Source organism: Cellulomonas sp. SG140, from assembly GCF_025770785.1.
GTDB lineage: Bacteria > Actinomycetota > Actinomycetes > Actinomycetales > Cellulomonadaceae > Cellulomonas.
Genome location: NZ_JANZLA010000003.1, coordinates 179,308 through 200,873 on the forward strand (window position 1 = coordinate 179,308; position 21,566 = coordinate 200,873).

The 21,566-nt window shown below is 72.5% G+C and carries 19 protein-coding genes; 16 read left to right on the plus strand and 3 right to left on the minus strand.

Annotation, left to right across the window (positions count from 1 at the left end):
- The first annotated feature begins 38 nt into the window (after window positions 1–38).
- From sigK to N0B34_RS07310, 12 genes are all read left to right on the plus strand, one after another.
- On the plus strand, window positions 39–632 hold the full coding sequence (gene sigK, locus N0B34_RS07255; protein ID WP_263730671.1) for an ECF RNA polymerase sigma factor SigK: 594 nt from the start codon (window positions 39–41) through the stop codon (window positions 630–632).
- A complete protein-coding gene (locus N0B34_RS07260) occupies window positions 629–1,393 on the plus strand; it encodes an anti-sigma factor (protein WP_263730672.1) in 765 nt (254 codons plus the stop codon). Before sigK ends, N0B34_RS07260 begins: the two co-directional genes overlap by 4 nt.
- A gap of 128 nt (window positions 1,394–1,521) precedes the next feature.
- Entirely contained in the window at window positions 1,522–2,532 is a 1,011-nt protein-coding gene (locus tag N0B34_RS07265; RefSeq protein WP_263730674.1) for a LacI family DNA-binding transcriptional regulator, read from the plus strand.
- A gap of 86 nt (window positions 2,533–2,618) precedes the next feature.
- Window positions 2,619–3,467: a carbohydrate ABC transporter permease gene (locus tag N0B34_RS07270; RefSeq protein WP_263730675.1), complete on the plus strand. Its 849-nt coding sequence runs from the start codon at window positions 2,619–2,621 to the stop codon at window positions 3,465–3,467.
- On the plus strand, window positions 3,464–4,300 hold the full coding sequence (locus N0B34_RS07275) for a carbohydrate ABC transporter permease (RefSeq protein WP_263730676.1): 837 nt from the start codon (window positions 3,464–3,466) through the stop codon (window positions 4,298–4,300). Before N0B34_RS07270 ends, N0B34_RS07275 begins: the two co-directional genes overlap by 4 nt.
- Window positions 4,301–4,381: 81 nt before the next feature.
- Window positions 4,382–5,668, plus strand: coding sequence for an ABC transporter substrate-binding protein (locus N0B34_RS07280; RefSeq protein ID WP_263730678.1), 1,287 nt, complete (start codon window positions 4,382–4,384; stop codon window positions 5,666–5,668).
- A gap of 82 nt (window positions 5,669–5,750) precedes the next feature.
- Entirely contained in the window at window positions 5,751–6,926 is a 1,176-nt protein-coding gene (locus N0B34_RS07285; RefSeq protein WP_263730679.1) for an ADP-ribosylglycohydrolase family protein, read from the plus strand.
- Window positions 6,923–8,278, plus strand: coding sequence for an ADP-ribosylglycohydrolase family protein (locus tag N0B34_RS07290; RefSeq protein WP_263730680.1), 1,356 nt, complete (start codon window positions 6,923–6,925; stop codon window positions 8,276–8,278). Before N0B34_RS07285 ends, N0B34_RS07290 begins: the two co-directional genes overlap by 4 nt.
- A complete protein-coding gene (locus N0B34_RS07295) occupies window positions 8,275–9,177 on the plus strand; it encodes a ribokinase (protein ID WP_263730682.1) in 903 nt (300 codons plus the stop codon). Before N0B34_RS07290 ends, N0B34_RS07295 begins: the two co-directional genes overlap by 4 nt.
- Window positions 9,174–11,201 (plus strand): SUMF1/EgtB/PvdO family nonheme iron enzyme, encoded by a 2,028-nt coding sequence (locus N0B34_RS07300; RefSeq protein ID WP_263730683.1) that lies wholly within the window; start codon window positions 9,174–9,176, stop codon window positions 11,199–11,201. Before N0B34_RS07295 ends, N0B34_RS07300 begins: the two co-directional genes overlap by 4 nt.
- Complete coding sequence (locus tag N0B34_RS07305) at window positions 11,198–12,406, plus strand: CaiB/BaiF CoA transferase family protein (protein ID WP_263730684.1); 1,209 nt, start codon at window positions 11,198–11,200, stop codon at window positions 12,404–12,406. Before N0B34_RS07300 ends, N0B34_RS07305 begins: the two co-directional genes overlap by 4 nt.
- Window positions 12,403–13,236 (plus strand): HpcH/HpaI aldolase/citrate lyase family protein, encoded by an 834-nt coding sequence (locus N0B34_RS07310; protein WP_263730686.1) that lies wholly within the window; start codon window positions 12,403–12,405, stop codon window positions 13,234–13,236. The genes N0B34_RS07305 and N0B34_RS07310 overlap by 4 nt, the downstream gene beginning before the upstream one ends.
- Before the next feature lie 84 nt (window positions 13,237–13,320).
- Here N0B34_RS07310 and N0B34_RS07315 read toward each other — a convergent pair whose 3' ends face one another.
- Together N0B34_RS07315 and N0B34_RS07320 are read right to left on the minus strand one after the other, a co-directional pair.
- Window positions 13,321–14,277 (minus strand): helix-turn-helix domain-containing protein, encoded by a 957-nt coding sequence (locus N0B34_RS07315; protein ID WP_263730687.1) that lies wholly within the window; start codon window positions 14,275–14,277, stop codon window positions 13,321–13,323.
- Window positions 14,278–14,684: 407 nt separating this feature from the next.
- The gene (locus N0B34_RS07320; RefSeq protein WP_263730688.1) at window positions 14,685–15,074 is read right to left on the minus strand and encodes an HNH endonuclease; all 390 of its coding nucleotides are present in this window, start codon (window positions 15,072–15,074) and stop codon (window positions 14,685–14,687) included.
- 166 nt (window positions 15,075–15,240) lie between these two features.
- Here N0B34_RS07320 and N0B34_RS07325 point away from each other — a divergent pair, with 166 nt between their 5' ends.
- The 4 genes from N0B34_RS07325 to N0B34_RS07340 all read left to right on the plus strand — a co-directional run bounded on the left by N0B34_RS07325 (window position 15,241) and on the right by N0B34_RS07340 (window position 19,693).
- Entirely contained in the window at window positions 15,241–15,897 is a 657-nt protein-coding gene (locus N0B34_RS07325) for a DNA-3-methyladenine glycosylase (RefSeq protein WP_263730689.1), read from the plus strand.
- A gap of 103 nt (window positions 15,898–16,000) precedes the next feature.
- The gene (locus N0B34_RS07330) at window positions 16,001–16,555 is read left to right on the plus strand and encodes a PadR family transcriptional regulator (RefSeq protein ID WP_263730691.1); all 555 of its coding nucleotides are present in this window, start codon (window positions 16,001–16,003) and stop codon (window positions 16,553–16,555) included.
- Between the two features lie 3 nt (window positions 16,556–16,558).
- Window positions 16,559–18,238 (plus strand): ABC1 kinase family protein, encoded by a 1,680-nt coding sequence (locus tag N0B34_RS07335; protein WP_263730692.1) that lies wholly within the window; start codon window positions 16,559–16,561, stop codon window positions 18,236–18,238.
- A gap of 249 nt (window positions 18,239–18,487) precedes the next feature.
- Window positions 18,488–19,693 (plus strand): EAL domain-containing protein, encoded by a 1,206-nt coding sequence (locus N0B34_RS07340; RefSeq protein ID WP_263730693.1) that lies wholly within the window; start codon window positions 18,488–18,490, stop codon window positions 19,691–19,693.
- A 79-nt stretch (window positions 19,694–19,772) separates the two neighbouring features.
- Here the strand turns inward: N0B34_RS07340 and N0B34_RS07345 are convergent, their stop codons facing one another.
- Complete coding sequence (locus N0B34_RS07345) at window positions 19,773–21,554, minus strand: oleate hydratase (RefSeq protein ID WP_263730694.1); 1,782 nt, start codon at window positions 21,552–21,554, stop codon at window positions 19,773–19,775.
- Between the last annotated feature and the right edge of the window lie 12 nt (window positions 21,555–21,566).

Below are 21,566 nucleotides of genomic sequence, written 5' to 3' on the forward strand. Positions count from 1 at the left end.
GCGCGCCCGCCGGGCAGAGGTGCCCGACACTGACCCTCATGTCCACCGCGTCGCCAGGTGTGCCCGACGAGGCGGACGTCGCACCCACGGCCTCGGTCGACGAGCTGCTCGAACGCGCCGCCGGCGGCGACCAGCAGGCGTTCGCCCAGGTGTACGACGCACTGTCGTCCGGCGTGTTCGGCACCTGCCTGGCGGTGCTGCGGGACCGCGACCACGCCGCGGAGGTGACGCAGGAGGTGATGCTCGAGCTGTGGCGCACGGCCCCACGGTTCGATCGCCGACTCGGTGCGGCCCGGACGTGGGCCCTGACGCTGGCGCACCGTCGGGCCGTGGACAGGGTCCGTTCCGTCCAGGCGGAGCGGGTCCGCGACCAGCGGGTGGTGGACACCCACCTCGAGCGACCGTTCGACGTGGTGGCGGAGGAGGTCGAGGGCACCATGGACCGTGCGCGGGTGCGGCAGTGCCTGGGCGGGCTGACGCCCACCCAGCACGAGGCCGTGGTGCTGGCGTACTACGGCGGGCGCACCTACCGCGAGGTCGCCGAGCAGCTCGCCACCCCGGTGGCCACGGTCAAGACCCGGATCCGCGACGGGCTGATGCGCCTGCGCGACTGCTTGGGAGTGGAGCGATGACGACCCCGGACCCGACCGACGGCACGAGCGACCCGCGCGACCTGCTCGCCGCCTACGCGCTCGACGCGGTCGACGACCTCGACCGCCGCCGGGTCGAGGACCTCGTCGCCACCGACCCGGATGCGGCGCACGAGCTGGAGACGCTGCGCGCGACCGCGGCCATGCTCGGCACGGCAACGTCCGCAGCACCGCCGTCGCAGCTGCGTCGTTCCGTGCTCGACCGGATCTCGCAGGAAGGGCAGGTGCCCGCGCCGGCCCCCGTCGCGGGGGAGCGGAGCACCGTGCGGCGGCGCCCGCGGCGCACGTTCTGGGTGGCGGTCGCTGCCGCCGCCCTCGTCGCGGCGGCCGTGCCCAGCGTGCTCGCCTGGCGTCAGACCCAGGAGGTCCACCGCGTCCAGGCGCAGCAGCAGGAGGTCGTCGACCTGCTCGCCGACCCGCTCGCCCAGGTCCGCCGAGCGGACGTCCCCGGGGGTGGCACGGTCGTCGGTGTGCTGTCCCGGGACCGGGCCCTGTTCACGGCGTCCGGGCTCCAGGAGCCGGGGCCCGGCAAGGTCTACCAGCTGTGGGTCGTCCGCGACGGCATCCCGGTCCCCGACGCGGTGATGGCGGCCGGCGCCCGCATCGTGCGCGCGACCCCGGACGACTACGTCGTCCTCACGCACCGCTACGCGGCCGGGGACTCCCTCGCGGTGACGGTCGAGCCGACCGGCGGCTCCCTCAAGCCCACCAGCAAGCCGATCGTCGTCCTGACGCCGGTCTGAGCCCGCCGGTTCGAGCGGCCAGCGGTCCCGCCGGCGCGTCCTGGTCCACCCATTGACAACGCAGACCACGTCTGGAAACGTATCCGCCAGCCGACGGAAACGTTTCCGTCTCAATGGAGAGGACGGCCATGAGTCGACGCCCGACGTTGCACGAGGTGGCCAACCTCGCCGGCGCGTCGCTGGCTTCGACGTCGCGGGCGCTGAACGGCATGGGCGCCAGCCCGGAGATGATCGAGAAGGTGCGGGCAGCGGCTGAGCAGCTCGGCTACCACCCGGATGCGGCGGGGCGGTCGCTCCGCATGGGGCGCACCTTCCAGGTCGGCTTCGCGGTCGCCGACATCGGCAACCCGGTCTACGTGGACATGATGAAGGCGATCCACGAGGTGGTCGGGCCGCAGGGCTACCACGTCGTGGTGGCGACGACGGGGAACGACGTCGAGTCCACCGCCGACGTGATCCGTTCGCTGGCGTCGGGCGTCGTCGACGGTCTGGTGATCAGCCCGCTGCGCTCGGACGAGACCTTGGCCGCGCAGATGGAGCAGGCTCCCGTGCCGGTGGTCGTCGTCGGCCGCGTGCCCCAGAACACCACCCTCGACTCGGTGTGGGCGGACTCCGCCGCCGGTATCGGCATGGCGGTCGACCAGCTCGTCGGCGTAGGACGGCGGCGGCTGCTGTTCCTCAACGGTCCGCTGGGGACCACCCCGGCCTCTCATCGTCTGCAGGGCTTCGAGGATGCACTGGCTCGCCATGACCTGACGGCCGCGGGGATGGTGGTCGCGGACGACTTCACCGTCGAGGCAGGCACGCGGGCGGTCGACGGCCTGCTCGACGACCCCGCTGCCGAAGGTCCTGACGCCATCGTGGCGGCGAACGACCTCCTGGCGATCGGCTGCATCCAGGCGCTGCGCCGGCGGAACGTCCGGGTGCCCGACGACATCGCGGTCACCGGCATGGACGACACGGAGATCGCGGCCGTGTTCTCGCCGAGCCTGACCAGCGTCGCCCTCGGGTCGAGGGAGCGCGGGCGGGCAGCGGCCGAGCTGCTGCTGCGCCGCATCGCGGGCGAGAGCGGGCCGGCGCAACGCGTCCACGTGGCCCCCCGGCTGGTCGTCCGGGAGTCCTCGGGCGGCCCGGCGTGAGCACGCTCACCGTCGGAGCGTCGGTCGATCGCCCCGTACGCCGACGGTCCGGGGCGAGCAGACGCCGGCAGAGCCGGGAGACGGCCGTGCTCGTCGCGCCGTCGGTGCTGCTCATCGTCGTGCTGTCGGTCGCCCCGCTGCTGGCCGGCGTCGCACTCGCGTTCACCGACGCCCGGCTGGTGCACAACCCGCACTACTCGTTCGTCGGCGCCGCGAACTTCACCAGGCTGGCCGGCAACACGATGTTCTGGTCGTCCTTCCGCATCGGCATCGTCTGGGCCGTCTCCGTCACGGTCCTGCAGCTGGTCGCCGCCATGGGGCTCGCGCTGCTGCTGAACGCCGACCTGCGGCTGCGGGGGCTGGCACGTGTGCTCGCGCTGGTCCCGTGGGCGATGCCGCCCGTGGTCGTCTCGATCATGTGGCGGATGATCTACTCGCCGAACGCGGGGCCGCTCAACGCGGTGCTCAGGGCGATCGGGCTGCCGGGGGACACCAACTGGCTCGGCTCGTTCACCACCGCCCTGCCGGCGGTCATCGCGGTCGGTGTCTGGGTGGGGATGCCGCAGACCACGGTCACGCTGCTCGCCGGGCTGCAGCAGGTGCCGGTCGAGACCTACGAGGCGGCCGCGATCGACGGCGCCGGGGCGTGGCGGCGCTTCACGGCGGTCACCATGCCGAGCCTGCGTCCCATCGTCACGTCCATCACGTCGCTGAACTTCATCTGGAACTTCAACTCGTTCAGCCTGGTGTACGTCCTCACGGAGGGCGGCCCGGGCGGCAAGACGATGCTGCCGATGCTGTTCACCTACATCGAGGCGTTCCAGAACCGGAACATCGGCTACGCCGCCGCGATGGGCGTGGTGCTGGTCGTGGTGGTCGTCGCACTCCTGGGTCTGTACCTGTGGTCCCAGCTGCGCAACGAGGACAAGCCGTGAGGGCGCGGGCGCTCGTCCGGCCGGCGCAGTACGTCGCGCTGGCCTGCTACATCGCCTTCCTCGGGTTCCCGCTGCTCTGGCTCGTCTCGTCGTCCGTCAAGTCGTCGGGGGAGCTGAGCTCCCTCACCGTCTCGCTGCTGCCCACGCGTGGTTGGGCCTGGGGCAACTACGCGGACGCGTTGGCGCGGCAGGGTCTGATCCGGTCGGCGGGCAACTCCGCGGTCGTCGCGCTTGCGTCGACGGTGCTGGTGGTCCTGATCGGGATGCCCGCGGCCTACGCGCTGGCGCGGGTCCGCGGGGCGCTGCGGGCCGTCGGTACCGGCTGGATCCTGGTCAGCCAGGTGTTCCCGGTGATCTTGATCATCCTGCCGCTGTTCCTCGTGCTGCGGACCGTGGCCCTGACCGACTCCCTCGTGGGGCTGACCCTGGTCCACACCACGTACACGCTGCCGTTCGGGCTGTGGATGCTCCAGGGCTACGTGACGGCGATCCCGCGCGACCTCGAGGAGGCCGGTGCGATCGACGGCGCGGGCAGGCTCACCGTGCTGCGGCACATCGTGCTTCCCCTGCTGATGCCCGGCGTCGCGGCGACGGCGATGTTCGCCTTCGTCTCGTCGTGGAACGAGTTCTTCTTCGCCCTCGTCCTGCTGCAGTCGCCGGCCCACTACACGCTGCCCATCGCGCTGAGCATGTTCGTCGGCGGCGAGGGCAAGGTCGCGCTCGGACCCCTGGCGGCCGGCTCCGTGCTCGCCGCGATCCCCAGCATCGTCTTCTTCGTCCTGCTCCAGCGCCGCCTGGTGGGCGGCCTGATGTCCGGAGCCGTCAAGGGATAGGCCTGCGGCCCCACCCGACAGGGCGTCGCAGCTCGCGACGCCGACCAACAGAAGGGAACGTCGATGAAGACCGTTCACCGCATGCCCCTCATCGCTGCCGCGGTGGCCGTGGTAGCCCTCGCCGGTTGCTCCAGCGGCGGCGGCAGCGCCACCGCGACCGGCTCCGGCACCGCCTCCGCCGCGGCCGCACCTGTCACTCTCACGTTCCAGTCGCTCTCGGACCAGCCCGCCACCATCGCGGCGACCAAGAAGATCGTCGACAGCTGGAACGCCGCCAACCCGGACATCCAGGTCAACGTGGTCCAGGCGAGCTGGGACTCCGTCAACGACAAGCTGACCACGCAGTTCGCCGGCGGGACGGCGCCGGACATCATCCACGACGACGCCGCCTCGATCGTGTCCTTCGCCTCCGACGGCTACCTCGCGGACCTGACCGGCCAGATGTCCCAGGCCAGGAAGGACGACATCGGCAAGGGGCTGCTCGCCTCCGTCACCGTCGACGGGAAGGTCGTCGCCTACCCGACGGAGGTGCAGTCGTACATGGTGTTCGCCAACAAGACCCTCCTCGACCAGGCGGGCGTGACGATCCCCACCGGCGACTCGATGACGTGGGACCAGTTCCGGCAGATCGCGAAGGCGACCACCAAGAACGGCGTCGCGGGGGTGGGCTGGGGCCTGAAGAGCCCGGTCGCCACCTTCATGACCCTCGGCCTCGGGTCCGGCGGCACCTACTTCGACGGCACCGGCACCAAGGCCACGATCCACGTCGGGGACAACGAGCTGGCGCTGCCCAAGCTGGTGCACCAGATGGCCTACGACGACAAGTCGATCCTCCCGGTCACCCTGACCCAGTCCGGCTCCGAGGCCCTCGCCGCCTTCTACGGCGGGAAGGTCGCCATGACGGTCCAGGGCTCGTACCTGGCCGCCAGCATGGCCAAGGACGCACCCTCCGGGTTCAGCTGGGTGGTCCTGCCGCCGCTGGCCGGGCCCGACGGTGCGGCGCAGGCCGCGGACCCGCAGACGCTGTCCGTCAGCGCCGACTCCAAGCACGCCGCGCAGGCCGTGAAGTTCCTCGAGTACTTCACCTCCAGCGACAACCTGGAGGCCGTCAACGAGGCCGACGCGCTGATCCCGGCGACCACCTCGGCGCAGCAGGCGATGGCGACCAAGCTCGGCTCCCAGAACGGGTGGGACCAGATCCTCAAGAGCGGCAAGGACTTCCAGTCGGCACCGTTCCTGTTCGTCAACAAGTACTCCCAGTGGAAGAGCACGGTGGCCACGCCGGCCTTCCAGAAGTACCTGGCCAACCAGATCGACGACGCGGGCCTGACCGACGCGCTGACCAACGGCTGGAAGCAGCTGGGCTGAGGTGTCACCGGGGCGGCCGTGTCGGATGGCCGCCCCGGTCGGTGCAGGAGCATGCAGGGGGATCGTCGTGCGAGGAGGACGGGTGGACGGGCTGCAGGACCGCGTGACCGCGGTCATCACGGGGTCGGCCGTGGCCGATGCGCTCGGTGGGGCGACGGAGGGCTGGACGCCGCAGCAGATCGAGGAGCGCTACGGCGGCCGTGTCCGGGGCATCGTCGGGCCGTTCCACGAGAACTGGCGAGACGCGCGGCCGATCGCGCCGTACCACAAGGGCGACGGGCACGTGACCGACGACACCCTGATGACCAGGGCACTCGTGGAGGTGTACGCGCGTCGGCGGTCCCACCTCGACGCGTACGCCGTCGCCGAGGAGCTGGTCCCGCTGATGATCGGCGAACCGCAGTGGGTGCCCGAGCTGCAGGACACCGTCCTGCTGCTGCAGCGGGTGTTCCTCGCCGAGAAGTGGCTGGTGGCGCGGCTGCACTACGGGCACGTCGACCCGCGGGAGGCGGGTGCGGGGAACATCGTCAACTGCGGCGCTGCGATGTTCATCGCTCCCGTCGGGCTGGCCAACCCCGGGGAGCCGGAGGCCGCCTACGCCGAGGCGATCGACGTCGCCGGGGCTCACCAGTCCAGCTACGGGCGTGAGGCGGCCGGAGTCCTCGCAGCCGCGGTCGCGGCATCGGTGGCGCCGGACGCCACCGTCGACACCGTCCTGCAGGCCGCCCGCCGGCTCGCCCACGACGGCACCGCCGCAGCGATCGACGCAGTCCTCGACGCCGTCGCGGCCGTGCAGCCGCCGACGGACGACGACGCGGAACGGGACCTGGCGCACCGCGTGCGGGTTGCCGTCGCGCCCTTCGACACCGTCGGCGAGGACTACCGGGCACCGTCGATGGACGCCCGACGACCCTCACGGACCAAGTCGATCGAGGAGCTTCCCGTCGCGCTGGCGCTGCTCGCCGCGCACCGGGGTGAGTACCGCGGGGCGGTGCTGGCGGCCGTCAACTACGGCCGCGACGCCGACTCGATCGCGTCGATGGCCGGTGCGCTCGCCGCAGGCTTGGGTGGTGGCCCGGCCGTGCCGACCGAGTGGCTGGAGCAGGTCGAGCACGCCAGCCGGATCGACGTGCGGGCGACCGGGCGGCTCATGGCCGACGTCGTGACGGAGCTGGTCGGCGCCGATGCCCGCCGGGCGTCGGAGCGCGCCGCGCGGCTGTCCGCGTTGGTGGCGCAGCCAGCGGGGGAGCGCCCGTGAGACTGACCTGGGCACAGCCGGAGGACCTCCTCGCGCACGAGCTGGTCCAGTCGCAGGCCGAGGGCAAGGACGTGTCCGCCGTGCGCGACCGCTGGGTGGCCGCTGGGGGTGATCCGACCCCCACCGCGTCCGGGGCCTCCGACGGCCCCCGACTGCAGCCGCTGCGGCCGCTCGCCGGCGCCCTGCTCGACGAGCTGGACGCGACGCCCGCGCCGCCGGATCCGGCACAGCCGGACGGGTGGGCCGACCTCGCGGCGATCCTCGGGTCGGTTGCCGACGAGCAGCCGGGGCCCGACCTCGGCGTCCGGCTGGCGGGGGCGTGGACGGGCCGGGCCGCGGGATGCGTGCTCGGCAAGCCCGTGGAGAAGATCCCGCGGCAGGGCATCGAGGCGATCCTGCGGTCCACCGGCCGCTGGCCGCTGGACCGGTACTTCACGGCGGCAGGTCTGCCGGACGACGTGGCGGCCCGGTGGCCCTGGAACCGGCGCAGCGCGCCGACGAGCCTGGAGGAGAACATCGCCGGGGCACCCGAGGACGACGACCTCAACTTCCCGATGCTGGCGCTGCTGCTGCTCGAGCGGCACGGCTCCGGGTTCAGCACGGAGGACGTCGCGCAGCTGTGGCTCGACCAGCTTCCGGCCGGACGCGTGTTCACCGCGGAGCGGGCCGCCTACCGCAACCTCCTCGAGGCGTACCCGGTGCCGGAGACGGCCCGACGGCGCAACCCGTTCCGGGAGTGGATCGGCGCGTTGATCCGCGCCGACGTGTACGGCTGGACCAACCCGGGACAGCCCCTGCGTGCCGCCGAGCTGGCCTGGCGCGACGCACGGCTCAGCCACACCCGCAACGGGCTGTACGGGGCGATGTGGGCGGCGGCGCTGGGGTCGGCAGCCATGGTGGCCGACTCGGTGGAGTCCGTCCTGGACACCGCCTCCCGCGTCGTCCCGCCGGCGAGCGCGCTGGCGGACGCGATCGAGCTCGGTCGCCGAGCGGGCCGTGACGCGGACACCCTCGTCGACGGGCTCGACGAGCTGCACGCGCGGTACGGCGGGCTGCACTGGGTGCACGTCCTGCCCAACGCCGCGACCATCGCGTTCGCCCTCGAGCGCGGTCAGGGGCGGTTCGGGGACAGCGTGTGCGCCGCAGTGACCGCCGGGTGGGACACCGACTCCGTCGGGGCCACCGTCGGCGCGGTCGTGGGAGCGCTGGTGGGGGTCGAGGGGATCGGGCAGCGCTGGACGGCGCCGATCGACGGGCGGATCGCCACGTCGTTGCCCGGGGGCGAGCAGCGGATCGACGACCTCGTCGCCCGGACCGCCCGGCTCGCCCAGGACGCGGGGAGCGGTCGATGAGCGGACGGGTCGTGGTGGTCGGCTCGGCGAACGTCGACCTCGTCGTCGACGTGGCGCGGCACCCGTCGCCGGGGGAGACCGTGCTCGGTGGCGCTCTGCGCCGCAGCCCCGGCGGCAAGGGCGCCAACCAGGCGGTGGCCGCCGCCCGAGCCGGAGGCGCGACGACGTCGTTCGTCGGCGCGGTCGGTCAGGACGACGCCGCCGAGCTCCTGCTCGGGTCGCTGCGCGATGCAGGCGTGACCACCGACACGGTCCAGCGGGTCGACGTACCGACCGGCACGGCGCTGATCACCGTCACGCCCGACGGCGAGAACACGATCGTCGTGGCGGCCGGCGCGAACGCACGCGTCAGCCTGGTAGCCGCTGCCGCGACGGCCGTGGCGGGGGCGGACGTCGTCCTGGCCCAGCTCGAGATCCCGCTCGAGGCGGTGCTCGCCGCTGCTCGGGCACGCAGACCGGGGTCCGTGCTCGTCCTGAACGCGGCACCGTCGCGTCCGCTGCCTGACGAGCTCTGGGCGGCGCTCGACGTACTGGTGGTCAACGAGCACGAGGCTGTCGACCTCGGTCACCCTGCGGTCGACGTCGACGCCGCCGTGGAGCTCCTGCTCGCGAAGGTGCCGACGGTCGTGGTGACCATGGGGGAGCGGGGCGCCCTGGTCGCGCGACGCGGCACCGCGGTGGTTCGCGTGCCCTCGATCGAGGTCGAGCCCGTCGACGCCACCGGTGCCGGCGACACGTTCTGCGGCGTCCTGGCCGCACGCCTCGCCGACGGTGACGACGTCGTCGCCGCGGTCCGGACGGCCACGGTGGCCGGAGCCCTGGCGGTGACCCGCCACGGCGCGCAGCCGGGGGTACCGGCGGCGGCCGAGGTCGACGCGACCCTGGCGGCGCTCGCATGAGCGACACCGTCGACCCTCTCGTCCCGCGGCCGATCGACCTGCCGACCGCCGTCGACCTGCACGGACCGCTCACCGCCGAGCTGGTCGACCGGATGGACGACGCCAAGATCTTCGCCGCACCCGACCGGGAGGACGCGGTCGCGGCGTGGCGGGCCCGCCTGACCGAGTGGCGTGCGGCGTCACGTGACCGGATCGGCTACGACGGGCGGATCTACGACGAGCCGGGCGCCGCGTGGGCGGCCCGCTGCCACGCGGTCGCCCAGGTGTGGCTGTGGGACGAGCTGCTCTACGACGCCGAGGCGGCCACCTTCACCCCTGACCGGTTCCTCGCCGACGCACGGGAGCGGTTCGGCGGCCTCGACGCCGTCGTGCTGTGGCACGCCTACCCCGTGATCGGCGTCGACGAGCGCAACCAGTGGGACTGGTACCGCGACGTCCCCGGCTTGCGGACGTTGGTCGACCAGCTGCACCACGCCGGCCTGCGCGTGTTCGTCGACTACAACCCGTGGGACGTCGGGACGCGTCGGGCCGGTGACGACCTCGACGAGCTCGCCTCGCTGGTCGCCGACCTGGACGCCGACGGCGTCTTCCTGGACACCCTCCGGAAGGCGGATCCGGAGCTGGTGGAGGCGTTGCGAGGCGTGCGACCCGGGATCGTGCTGGAGGGCGAGTCGAAGCTCGCGGTGGAGCGGATCGGTGACCACGCGACGTCGTGGGCCCAGTTCTTCGCCGACTCCGCCGTGCCCGGGGTGCTGCGCGCGCACTGGTTCGAACGGCGCCACATGCAGCACCACACCCGACGCTGGCACCGAGACCACGCCGAGGAGCTGCAGTCGGCCTGGCTCAACGGCGTCGGGGTGATGGTCTGGGAGGTCGTGTTCGGTGTCTGGGTGGGATGGAACCCGCGCGACGCCGCCACCGCTCGCCGGATGCTCACGGTGCAGCGAGCGACCGACGAGCTCCTGCTGCGCGGCGACTGGACCCCCTTGGCGCCGCTCGCGACGCAGGCCCCCGGCGTGCACGCCTCTCGGTTCGCCCTCGACGGGGTCGAGCTGTGGGCACTGGTCAACCGCGGGCAGCACGACGTCACGGGCGCCGTGCTGCCCCCCGGGACCGACGGGACGGTGGTGGACCTCACAGCCGCTCCCGACCACGACCAGACGGCCGGCGGTGAGCACGTGCAGCTGCCCGCTGAGGGCATCGCCGCGGTCCTGGTCCTTCGGCCGGGCGCACCCGAGCCGTCGTGGCTGCCGGACCTGCGTGCGGCGATGCGAGGCCTCGATCACGTGCCCGACGCCCGGTTCCGGCACCGCGTCGCCGGCCGGGTCGGGACGACGGCGCCACCGGTCACGAACGGCGCGGCGATCGAGGGGGAGACGGTGGTGGTCCCGGCAGGCCCGTGGGTGCTCACGGTCCGGTACCGGGCGCGTGAGACGGGCATGTACCAGGGCGCGCCGTACGTCGACGAGTGGAAGCCCTTGCCGCCCCGCCTGCACGACCCGCGGACCCTGCAACGGGACGGCGTCCAGGACGCACCCGTCGCCGTGGGTGCCGACGAGGTGAGCAACCGGGAGTTCGCTCGGTTCCTCGAGGCGACCGGCTACCGGCCGGCCACCCCGAACCGGTTCCTGCTCCACTGGTCCGACGGTCGGCCCGTCCCTGGCCACGAGGACGATCCGGTGGTGCACGTCGACCTGGCGGACGCGCGCGCCTACTGCGCGTGGCGAGGCGGGCGGCTGCCGACGGAGGACGAGTGGCAGCTCGCGGCGCACACCGGCCGCCTGCGGCGCCGGGCGCCCCTGGTGTGGAACTGGACGGACAGCGAGCACACGGACGGGCGAACGCGGTTCGCGATGCTCAAGGGCGGTGCCGACCACCTCGCGCAGGGCTCCGACTGGTACTTCGACGGCGGACCCCAGCCGCCGGAGGTCACGGCGAAGCTGCTGCTGCCCGGCCTGGGCCTGGCCCGGAGCCGGTGGATCGGCTTCCGTTGTGCGTGGGTGATCCAGGAGGAGCGACCATGAGCGCGCCGCACGACCGTCCGCGGGGACCGTTGTCGGACCTACGAGTGGTGGACGCCTCCACCCTGTTCGCCGGGCCGATGGCGGCCATGCACCTGGGCGACCTGGGCGCCGACGTGGTCAAGGTGGAGCACCCGCGCAAACCGGATCCGTCCCGCGGCCACGGGGTCGCCAAGGACGGCGTCAACCTCTGGTGGAAGACCCTGGGCCGCAACAAGGCGACGGTCACCGCCGACCTGTCCCGGCCCGGCGGCCGTGAGGTCTTCCTCGCCCTGGCTCGTACCTCGGACGTCGTCATCGAGAACTTCCGGCCCGGCACGCTCGAACGCTGGGACCTCGGGTACGACGTGCTCGCCGCGGAGAACCCGCGCCTCGTCCTCGCGAGGGTGACCGGCTTCGGCCAGATAGGGCCTTACCGCAACCGCCCCGGTTTCGGCACGCTGGCGGAGGCGATGTCCGGCTTCGCGGCGCTGACCGGCGAGCCGGACGGACCGCCGACACTTCCCCCGTTCGGGCTCGCCGACGGGATCGCGTCTCTGGCCTGCGCCTACGCGGTGATGGTGGCGCTGCACGACCGCGAACGGACCGGCCGAGGCCAGCAGGTCGACCTGGCGATCATCGAGCCGATCCTGGCGATGCTCGGCCCGCAGATCACGCGGTGGGACCAGCTCGGCACGATCCAGGCCCGCACAGGCAACCGCTCGTCCAACAACGCGCCGCGCAACACGTACCGCACGGCGGACGACCGCTGGGTCGCGGTGTCCACGTCGGCGCAGTCCGTCGCCGAGCGGGTCGTGCAGCTGGTCGGCCACCCGGAGCTCACCGCGCAGCCGTGGTTCGCGTCGGGCGCGTCCCGCGCGGAGCACGCGGACGAGCTGGACGCGGTGGTCGGAGGCTGGATCCGGCAGCGGACCCGTGACGAGGTCGCCGCGGCCTTCGAGGCGGCCGACGCCGCGGTCGCTCCCATCTACGACGCCCACGACATCGTCGACGACCCGCAGTTCCGCGCCCTCGGGACGATCCACGAGATCGACGACCCGGAGCTGGGACGGATGAAGATGCAGGGCCCGCTGTTCCGGCTGTCGGACGCGGACGCCGTGATCGCCCACACCGGACGGCCGCACGGCGCCGACACCGATGCGGTGCTCCACGACCTCGGCTTCTCCGACGAGCGCATCGCCGAGCTGCGGTCGGACGGTGCGATATGACCGGCGTCGTGGTGACGCTCCTCTACGCGCCAGCCGATCGGCCCGACCTCGTCACCAAGGCGCTGCGCTCGGTCGCCGACGTCGTCGTGCTCGACCTGGAGGACGCCGTCGCGCCGGCCCACAAGGCCGCCGCGCGTGACACGGTGCGCGAGGCGGTGGCGAACGCCGACCGTTCGGTCCAGGTCCGGGTGAACGCGCCGGGTACGCCGTGGTACGAGGGCGACATCGAGCTGCTGGCCTCGTTGCGGGCCGACCTCGGGGTGCGGCTGCCCAAGGTCGAGGTCCCCGAGCAGGTGGTCGACGCGGCCCGCCGCCTGCCCGCCCGGCCCTTGCACCTGCTCGTCGAGACCGCCCTCGGCGTCGAACGTGCCTTCGACGTGGCGAGCGCCGACCCCGCGGTGGCCTCGCTCGGCCTGGGCGAGGCGGACCTGCGCTCCGACCTGCGCTGCACCTCCGACGAGGGTCTCGCCCTCGCCCGCGCACGCATCGTGCTGGCCGCGCGGGCCGCCGGTCTGCCGTCCCCCGCCATGTCGGTGTACCCGCACGTCAGCGACCTCGAGGGCCTGCGTGAGTCGTGCACGGCGGGCCGGCGGCTCGGCTTCTGCGGTCGTGCGGCGATCCACCCCGCGCAGCTCGACGTGATCCGGAGCGCCTTCGCCCCGACACCTGAGGAGGTCGTGCAGGCCCAGCGGGTGGTCGACCGGATCGGGACCGCGACGGCCGCCGGCGTCGGCGCGCTGGTCCTGGCGGACGGCACGTTCCTCGACGTCGCGATGCTGGAGCAGGCCAGGTTCGTGCTCGCGCTGGCGTCCGCGACCGCGCACGAGTAGCGCTCCGAGGACGAGCGGACCAAGCCGGGCGGCCGTGCCACGGAGCGTCCGGGCCCGTCCCGGCGGGGCGGATTTCGCGCCGGGCTACGCGACCGGGAGCCGTCGGGCCGCGAACGTGGCGCGGTAGTCCAGGGGCGGTACGCCGACCGCCGCTCGGAAGTGGTGCCGCAGCAGCGAGCCCGAACCGAAGCCGCATGCGCGAGCCACCGCCTCGATGTCCTGGTCGGTCTCCTCGAGCAGCTCCCGAGCCCGCTGGACGCGTTGGGCGGTCAGCCACCGCGCCGGCGTGGTGCCCGTCTGCGCCACGAAGCGCCGGGCGAACGTTCGCGGAGACGCCAGGGCACGGGCCGCCAGGGACGCGACGCTGTGCGGCTCGGCGAGGTTGGCCTCGGCCCAGGCCAGCACGTCGCGGAGCGCATCGTCGTCGCACTCCGGGACGGGCGCCACGATGTACTGGCGTTGTCCGCCGTCGCGTTGGGGCGGGACCACCATGCGCCGCGCGATCGTGTTGGCGACGCCGGCGCCGAGCTCCTGGCGCACCACGTGCAGGCACGCGTCGATGCCGGCGGCCGTGCCCGCGCTGGTCACCACCTGGCCGTCGTCCACGTAGAGCACGTCCGGGTCCACGTCGACCGTCGGGTACCGCTCGGCGAGCTCTCGGGCGTACCTCCAGTGCGTGGTGGCGCGCCGACCGTCGAGGACGCCGGCTGCGGCGAGCACGAACACCCCGGAGCAGACGGACAGCAGGCGGGTGCCGCGCGCATGTGCGGCCCGGACCGCCCGGAGCGGCCGCTCGTCGTAGTGGCCGATCGTGGCGGCCGGGATCGTCAGCAGGTCGACGTCCTCGAGATCGGCCAGGCTGTGGGTGACCTCCACCCGCACGCCGACCGCAGTGTCGACGCGGGGCCGGGCAGCGGCGATCCGCAGGTCGAACGACGGAACTCCCTCGTCGGTGCGGTCGATGCCGAAGACCTCGCAGACCACTCCGAACTCGAACATCGCCAGTCCGTCGACCAGCAGCACACCAACGGTACGGAGCATCCGGCGATGCTATCCGGCTTGGCAGGATATTGCGGGACAGTGTCGTTTCTGCCACTGTCGCGAGGCTGGCCCCGCGACCACGCTGGAGACATGTCACTCCTCCCCGTCCTGGTGTTCCTGGCTCTTCTCGTGGCGCCGCTCGTCGCCCTCGTCCGCGGGCCCGGCTGGCCGACGGCTGGCCCGAACCACCCCGACTCGGACCGGCTGCACACGGAGCGGCTCGCCGTGCAGGCGCGGTGGGGCGGGGCTCACGATGGCGACCGCACCGGTCCGGCCCGATCGTCGAAGGGTCGTGCGGAAAGCCAGCACGCGGCACGCCGCCCGGCGCACGGCCGGACGCGTCGCATCGGCCGCCCGCTCAGGCGCCGATCAGCCTGATCCGGGCGCCGTCGTCCCGGCCGGCGAAGTCAGCCTGCGTCCGGGTCCTCCGGCCTCGGCGCACCTTCCGCGGCGAACCGCCGCGCGAGCTCCGCGGTGATCTCGAGATGGCGCAGCAGGAAGGCGCTCTCGTCGAGCCGCTTGCGACGCAGCCAGCCCGTGACCTCGTCGTTGCACTTGCTGGCGTTGCAGGAGCGGCATGCCGGCGCGATGTTGTCCAGCGTGTAGCGCCCGCCGCGAGAGAGGGGGAGGACGCAGTCCCGCTGCAGCGGCGTCCCGGTCGCTCCGCAGTAGGCGCAGCCGCCCCAGGCGGCCTGGATAGCCACCCACTGGGCGTCGGTCAGGTCGTGCTCGACGCTGTCCATCCGCCGCTTGCGCCGGCGGGCCGCCCGGGCTCTGCGGGTACGTGCGACCGCCATGCGGCCAACGTAGGCGCCCGCGGGTCGCCCCCGGAGTCCGCCTCGCCCGAGCGCGATCGACGGGTCCCTGCGCGACAGCCGCGCGGGGACGGGTGACGATGGCAGACCGGCGCGCCAGCTCGGCCAGGTGGCCGGCCACGGCGGACGCGGCCTGGAGGGAGACGATGTGCCGCTCGACGAGGTGACGCGGGACTTCTTCGCCCGCCCGGTCCTGCAGGTGGCACCCGAGCTGCTCGGCTGCACCGTCTCCCACGCGGGCGTCACGGTCCGTCTGACCGAGGTCGAGGCGTACGACGGGTCGAACGATCCCGGGTCGCACGCCTTCAGAGGCGTCACCGCGCGCACGCGCGTGATGTTCGGCGAGCCCGGGCACCTGTACGTCTACTTCACCTACGGCATGCACTGGTGCGCGAACCTCGTGTGCGGTCCGTCAGGCGTCGCCAGCGGTGTGCTGATGCGGGCCGGTGAGGTGGTCGACGGGCTCGACCTCGCCCGTTCACGGAGGGCCGGCGTCCGCGACCGGGACCTGGCGAGGGGACCCGCGCGACTGGCGAAGACGCTGGCGCTCGGCCGCGACGACAACGGCGTCGACATCTGCTCGCCGGGCAGCGCCTTCGTGGTGCGGGCGCCGTGCCCTGGTCCGTCGACCGGCTCGTCGGGCGCCCCCGTGCGCACGGGCCCACGCGTCGGCATCAGCGGACCGGGTGGTGACGCTGCGGCGCACCCGTGGCGATTCTGGCTGGAGGGCGAGGCCACCGTCTCGGCCTACCGGAAGGGCGTGGTCAGACGGCCGCGGACCCCTGACGAGAGGACGGCTCGCTAAGCGGACCAGCCCACAGTTCAGCCGCGACCTCATGCCGGGATGGCTGATCTGTGCGATGGTTAGCGATATATCGTCGAGTATCGCGATCGAGAGGAGTCGGACCATGTACCACCACAGCGGCAAGGGAACCTTCGGTCCCGACCTGGGCAGCTTCGCCCGCAACATCGCCGGTTTCGGCATGGGCGGACCGGGCCCCCGCTTCCCGTACCCCGGGCGCGCACGGCGCGGGGACATCCGCACCGCGGTGCTGCGGGTGCTGGCGGACCAGCCGATGCACGGCTACCAGATCATCCAGGAGCTGTCCGCACGCAGCGGCGGTACCTGGAACCCGAGCGCGGGCTCGGTGTACCCCACCTTGCAGCTGCTCGCCGACGAGGGACTGGTCGTCGCCGAGGAGAGCGGCGGCAAGCGGGTCTTCTCGCTCACCGACGCCGGCCGGGCGGCCGTCGCCGACCTGACCGACGAGCCGGCGCCGTGGGACGTGGCGGCCGCCCAGTCCGACGTCACCGGGTACGCCGCGCTGCGAGAGGCCGGGATGCGGCTGGCCGCGGCGGTGGTGCAGATCGGCAGGTCGGGCGACAAGACTCAGATCATGTCGACCATCGAGATCCTCAACGCCGCGCGCAAGCAGGTCTACACGCTGCTCGCGCAGGACTGAGACGTGGCCCAGCCGCCTCGACTGCGTGCCCGGTACCGCCGGATCGTCACGTTCTTCGCCGGGGTGACGGCGAGCTTCATCTTCTGGGAGATCGTCCTGCCCAGGCTGGGGCTGCGACGCTGGTCGAACAGCAGCCGAGCGCACCGGAACCGTCGCACGGCGGTGCGGTTCCGGGCGCTCGCCCTGGCCATGGGCGGCCTGATGATCAAGGTCGGCCAGTTCCTCTCGGCGCGCCTGGACGTGCTTCCGGCCGAGATCACCGAGGAGCTGGCGGGTCTGCAGGACGAGGTGCCGCCGGCTGCGTTCGCCGACATCCGGCGGTGTGCCGAGGCGGAGCTCGGACGCACCTTGGCGGAGGCCTTCCGGACGTTCGACGAGACGCCGCTGGCGGCCGCCTCGCTGGGGCAGGCCCACCGGGCGGTGCTCCGGGACGCCGACGCGGCCGAGACGGGCTTCGCGCACGTCGTCGTGAAGGTGCAGCGGCCGGACATCGACCGGATCGTCGCCGTCGACCTCGCGGCGCTCCGTCGTGTCGGTCGCTGGTTGACCCGGTACCGGCCGGTCAGCAGCCGGGCGGACGTCCCGGCCCTCGTGGAGGAGTTCGCGGCCACGACGCTGGAAGAGCTGGACTACACCGCCGAGGCCCGCAACGCCGAGCACTTCCGCTGGGTGTTCGAGAACGACGACAGGGTCGGCGTGCCGCGGGTGGCCTGGGAGCACTCACGGTTGCGGGTGCTGACCCTCGAGGACGTCTCGGCGATCCGGCTCGGCGACTACGCCCAGATCACGGCCGCGGGGATCGACCGCGCACAGGTCGCCGAGAAGCTGGTGGAGACCTACCTGCAGCAGATCTTCGACGACGGGGTGTTCCACGCCGACCCGCACCCCGGCAACCTCTTCGTCTCACCCGTCGACGGGCACCCCGGGCAGTTCCGCCTGACGTTCATCGACTTCGGGATGGTCGGACGGGTCCCCGACACGCTGCGTACCTCGCTGCGGGAGGCGTTGATCGCCGTCGGCACCCAGGACTCCGCCCGGCTCGTGGCCGCCTTCACGTCCATGGGCGTGCTGCTGCCGACCGCCGACACCAAGCTGATGGACCTCGCCGTGGCCCAGGTGTTCGACCGCTTCGGCGGCATGGCGATGAGCGACCTGCGCAACATCAGCCACAAGGAGATGGCGAAGATCGGCCTGCAGTTCCGTGAGCTGCTGGTCAGCATGCCGTTCCAGCTCCCGGAGAACCTGCTGCTGCTCGGCCGCACGCTGGCGGTCCTGTCGGGCATGTGCGCCGGACTGAACCCCGACTTCAACCTGTGGACGTCGATCACGCCGTATGCCGCCACGCTGGTCTCCGGAGAGGCCGGCGAGGGCGGCCTGTGGAGCACGATCACCACGGAAGGCGCCAAGATCGCGCAGTCGCTGGTGGCGCTCCCCGGGCGCGCCGACCGCATCCTGACCCTCGTCGAGCGCGGTGACCTCTCGGTGAAGACGCCGATGCTCGAGCTGCGGGTCCGGCAGCTCGACCGCTCCGTGCGGCAGATCCCGATGGCCATCGTCTTCGCGGCCCTCCTCCTGGCGGGTGCCGTGCTCTACGGGGCCGAGCCGACCTTCGCCAAGGTGCTCATGGCCGGGTCCCTGCTGCCGCTGATCGGTGCGCTCCGGCGCGGGCGGGGGCGCTGGTAGGGGAGTCGCACCGGGACGCGTCGAGCACGACGCGGGAAGCCCTTCCACCCGGCCAGAGCGTTCAGACCAGGCCCGCGCCGGTCGATCCTCTGGTATGCACGAAGAGGTGCCCCGCCTGGCGCCAGCCAGGCGGACGCCCGACGACTCCGGGGGAGCTGTGGCCGGTCTCACCTGCACCGCCGCGGCTGGCGGCCGGGCCGGTACCAGCCACGGCCGGCACCCGACGACCTCGGTCGCGGAGCACTCCTCATGAAGCTCCCCGCCGGGGTGGGCGAGACCGCGCAGGCCGGGATGTCGTCGCACGCCCGCGAGCGCCTCGGGCTCCTCCTGGACACCTCGTCGCGAACCGGCCCGGCGTTCGCCGGGGCGCTGATCGCAGTCACGGTCGCCGCCGCCTGGTTGGGCACCTACGCGGCCGGGGGGACGAAGTCCGTGCTGCCCCAGATGTTCTACCTGCCGATCATCGTGGCGGCCGGTCGCTTCGGGTGGCCGGGTGCAGTGGCGACCGCGAGCGTCTCCGGGATCGTGACCGGTCCTCTGATGCCGCTCGACGTGGCGGCCGGACTGCCACAGGCCCCGGAGGCGTGGGTCGCACGCCTGGTCGCCTTCCTGACGGTCGGCGTCGTCGTGGCGTGGCTGACGGGGGAGTCGCGCGTCTCCGTCATCGACTTCGCTCGCGACGCCCGCGCCGCGCGGGTCCTCCTGCGGGGCCTCGAACGGGGGGACTTCAGCGTCCGCTACCAGCCGGTGGTGGACCTCGGGAGCGGCCGGACCACCGGGTTCGAGGCGCTGTGCCGTTGGGACGGGGCGGCGCTCGGGAGCGGTTCCCCCTCCGTGTTCATCCCGCTCGCCGAACGGACCGGGACCGTCGGCCCGATCGGGCGGTTCGTGCTGCGCGAAGCCGTCCGCCAAGGCGCGGCCTGGCAGCGCGACGGGTCCAACGTGGTGATGGCGGTCAACGTCTCAGCGCACCAGCTCAGCGACCCCGACCTGTTCTCGCAGGTGCGCACCGCACTCCTGGACGCGGGCCTGCGACCGGCGAGCCTCTGCATCGAGATCACGGAGACGGCCATCGTGCAGGACCGGCCTACGGCGCTCGGCCACGTCCGCGCTCTGCACGACCTCGGCGTCACGATCGCGCTGGACGACTTCGGCAGCGGGCACGCCTCGCTGGCCTACCTGCTCGACTTCCCGATCGACATCCTCAAGATCGACGTGGCGTTCGTCAGCACCGTGGACTCGGACGCCAGGAGCGCGGCGCTCGTGAGCGGCATCGTCGAGCTCGCCCGCGCGCTCGGCGCGAAGACGATCGCGGAGGGCATCGAGCGGCCGGCGCAGCTGGACACGCTGCGAGCGATGGGCTGCGACTACGGCCAGGGCTACCTCCTGGGCCGACCCGGGCCGGCGCCGTCCAGCTCGGTGCTGCGCTCGTCGGACCACCCGGCGGCGACGTAGGACAGGTCGAGACACCGACGGAGCCGGTCGACCCGCTCGACCGAGCCGGTGCGCTCGGTCGAGCGGGTCGCAACGGCGGTCAGCCGCGGACGAGACCGTGCTCGGCGAGCAGCTTGGCGATCTGCGTGCCACCCACCAGGCCGTCCAGCACCTGCTGGCCGAGCGGGCCGCCGGGGATGTCGAGCGGGGCACCGTCGCGCAGGTCGCTCGTCGCCTGCAGCAGCGTGCGGATGTCGTAGGTGGAGGCGAACACCTCGGGAATGCCGCGCTCGATGTCGAGCAGGGTGTACACGGCCTCCATCGGGGTCCGCACGGAGTACTCGACGGTGAAGATGATGTCCCGCTGCTTGGTCTCCGCGAACTGGCCGATGAAGGCGAAGTTGACCGATCCGTCGGGCACGACGTCCGGCCGGTCACCGGCCTGACGGGGCATGAAGAACGCCGTGACGTACGGCATCATCACCGGCACGGTCTTGGCACCCGTGGCGGCCAGCTCGGGGATCTCCTCCACCGGAACGCCCATGTGGTACAGCCACTCCTGGGTGATCTCCTCACCCGTGCACTCCTGCATCGGCTTCTTGACGAAGTCGCCCGGCCGGTCGACGAACAGCGCGTAGACCCACGCCACGATCTCGTCCGGCTTCTGCTGCTTGAAGTGCGGCTGGCGGTTCACGGTCCACGACATCAGCCAGCTGGAGTCGCGCGCGGTGACGATGCCGCCGGTGACCACCTTGCCGGCGAACGGGTCGCGGCCGGCGATCTTCTCGATGTAGCGGGGGATGCGCTCGTCGAGCGTGGTGACGGTCGCCGACTCCCACTTGCTCTCCGGGATGTGCGAGCCGAACACGTCCGGGTGCCCGAACGACGGGTCCTTCGCGGCGATGCGCCGCCACAGGTCCCAGGCCGGTGCCGGCCCCTCGTCCAGCCGGGCCGGCGTGTGGTGGTCGCCGTTGTCGGAGTTCTCGGTGAGCGACCCGATGGTCATGAACAGCAGGTCGTTCTCGGTCAGGTCGACGCCGTCGCCGCCGGCGCCGTTCTCGCCCGACACCCAGTGGATCCGGGTGGCCTGCTTGCGGCCGGTGGCGGGGTCGATGTCGAAGTCGACGTCGGTGACCTCGGTCTCGAACCGGAAGACGACCCCCTGGTCCAGCAGCCAGGTGTACAGCGGCAGCACGAACGACTCGTACTGGTTGTACTTGCTGAACTGCAGGGCGCTCATGTCGCCCAGCCCGCCCATGTGGTGGATGAACCGGTGCAGGTACAGCTTCATCTCGAGGGCGGAGTGCCACTCCTCGAACGCCAGCATGGTCCGCCAGTACAGCCAGAAGTTGCTGGCGAAGAACTCGGGGGAGAAGACCTCGTTGATCCGCTTGTTCTCCAGCTGCTCACGCGTGGCGAGGAAGACCTTGATGAGCTCCTTCTGCGCCTTCTCCGACATGTCGAACTTCGCGTCGGTGTGGGCGTCCTGCCCCTGCTTCTCGGTGACCCGCAGCAGGCTGTAGTTCGGGTCGTCCTTGTTCAGCCAGTAGAACTCGTCGAGCACGCTCGCACCCTCGATCTCCAGGGAGGGAATCGACCGGAACAGCTCCCAGAGCAGCTCGTAGTGGCTCTCGAGCTCGCGTCCGCCGCGGATCACGAAGCCCTTCTCGGGCTCCTTGATGCCGTCGAGCGCACCGCCCGGCAGCCGCAGCCGCTCGAGGATCGTGATCCGCGAGCCCGGCATCTGCCCGTCGCGGATCAGGAAGGCGGCACCGGCGAGCGAGGCGAGCCCCGCACCCACGAACCACGCCGTCTTGTCGTCCACACCGGCAGGCTTGCGGGGACGCGCGAACGCCTCGTAGTTGCCGCTGCTGTAGTACATCGCCTTGCCTTT

Coding starts and splice junctions, on each gene's coding strand:
- N0B34_RS07320 (WP_263730688.1), bottom strand. CDS start 15,074: ATGGCGGTCGCACGTACCCGCAGAGCCCGGGCGGCCCGCCGGCGCAAG.
- N0B34_RS07280 (WP_263730678.1), top strand. CDS start 4,382: ATGCCCCTCATCGCTGCCGCGGTGGCCGTGGTAGCCCTCGCCGGTTGC.
- sigK (WP_263730671.1), top strand. CDS start 39: ATGTCCACCGCGTCGCCAGGTGTGCCCGACGAGGCGGACGTCGCACCC.
- N0B34_RS07260 (WP_263730672.1), top strand. CDS start 629: ATGACGACCCCGGACCCGACCGACGGCACGAGCGACCCGCGCGACCTG.
- N0B34_RS07340 (WP_263730693.1), top strand. CDS start 18,488: ATGAAGCTCCCCGCCGGGGTGGGCGAGACCGCGCAGGCCGGGATGTCG.
- N0B34_RS07265 (WP_263730674.1), top strand. CDS start 1,522: ATGAGTCGACGCCCGACGTTGCACGAGGTGGCCAACCTCGCCGGCGCG.
- N0B34_RS07315 (WP_263730687.1), bottom strand. CDS start 14,277: ATGCTCCGTACCGTTGGTGTGCTGCTGGTCGACGGACTGGCGATGTTC.
- N0B34_RS07305 (WP_263730684.1), top strand. CDS start 11,198: ATGAGCGCGCCGCACGACCGTCCGCGGGGACCGTTGTCGGACCTACGA.
- N0B34_RS07295 (WP_263730682.1), top strand. CDS start 8,275: ATGAGCGGACGGGTCGTGGTGGTCGGCTCGGCGAACGTCGACCTCGTC.
- N0B34_RS07300 (WP_263730683.1), top strand. CDS start 9,174: ATGAGCGACACCGTCGACCCTCTCGTCCCGCGGCCGATCGACCTGCCG.
- N0B34_RS07310 (WP_263730686.1), top strand. CDS start 12,403: ATGACCGGCGTCGTGGTGACGCTCCTCTACGCGCCAGCCGATCGGCCC.
- N0B34_RS07345 (WP_263730694.1), bottom strand. CDS start 21,554: ATGTACTACAGCAGCGGCAACTACGAGGCGTTCGCGCGTCCCCGCAAG.
- N0B34_RS07330 (WP_263730691.1), top strand. CDS start 16,001: ATGTACCACCACAGCGGCAAGGGAACCTTCGGTCCCGACCTGGGCAGC.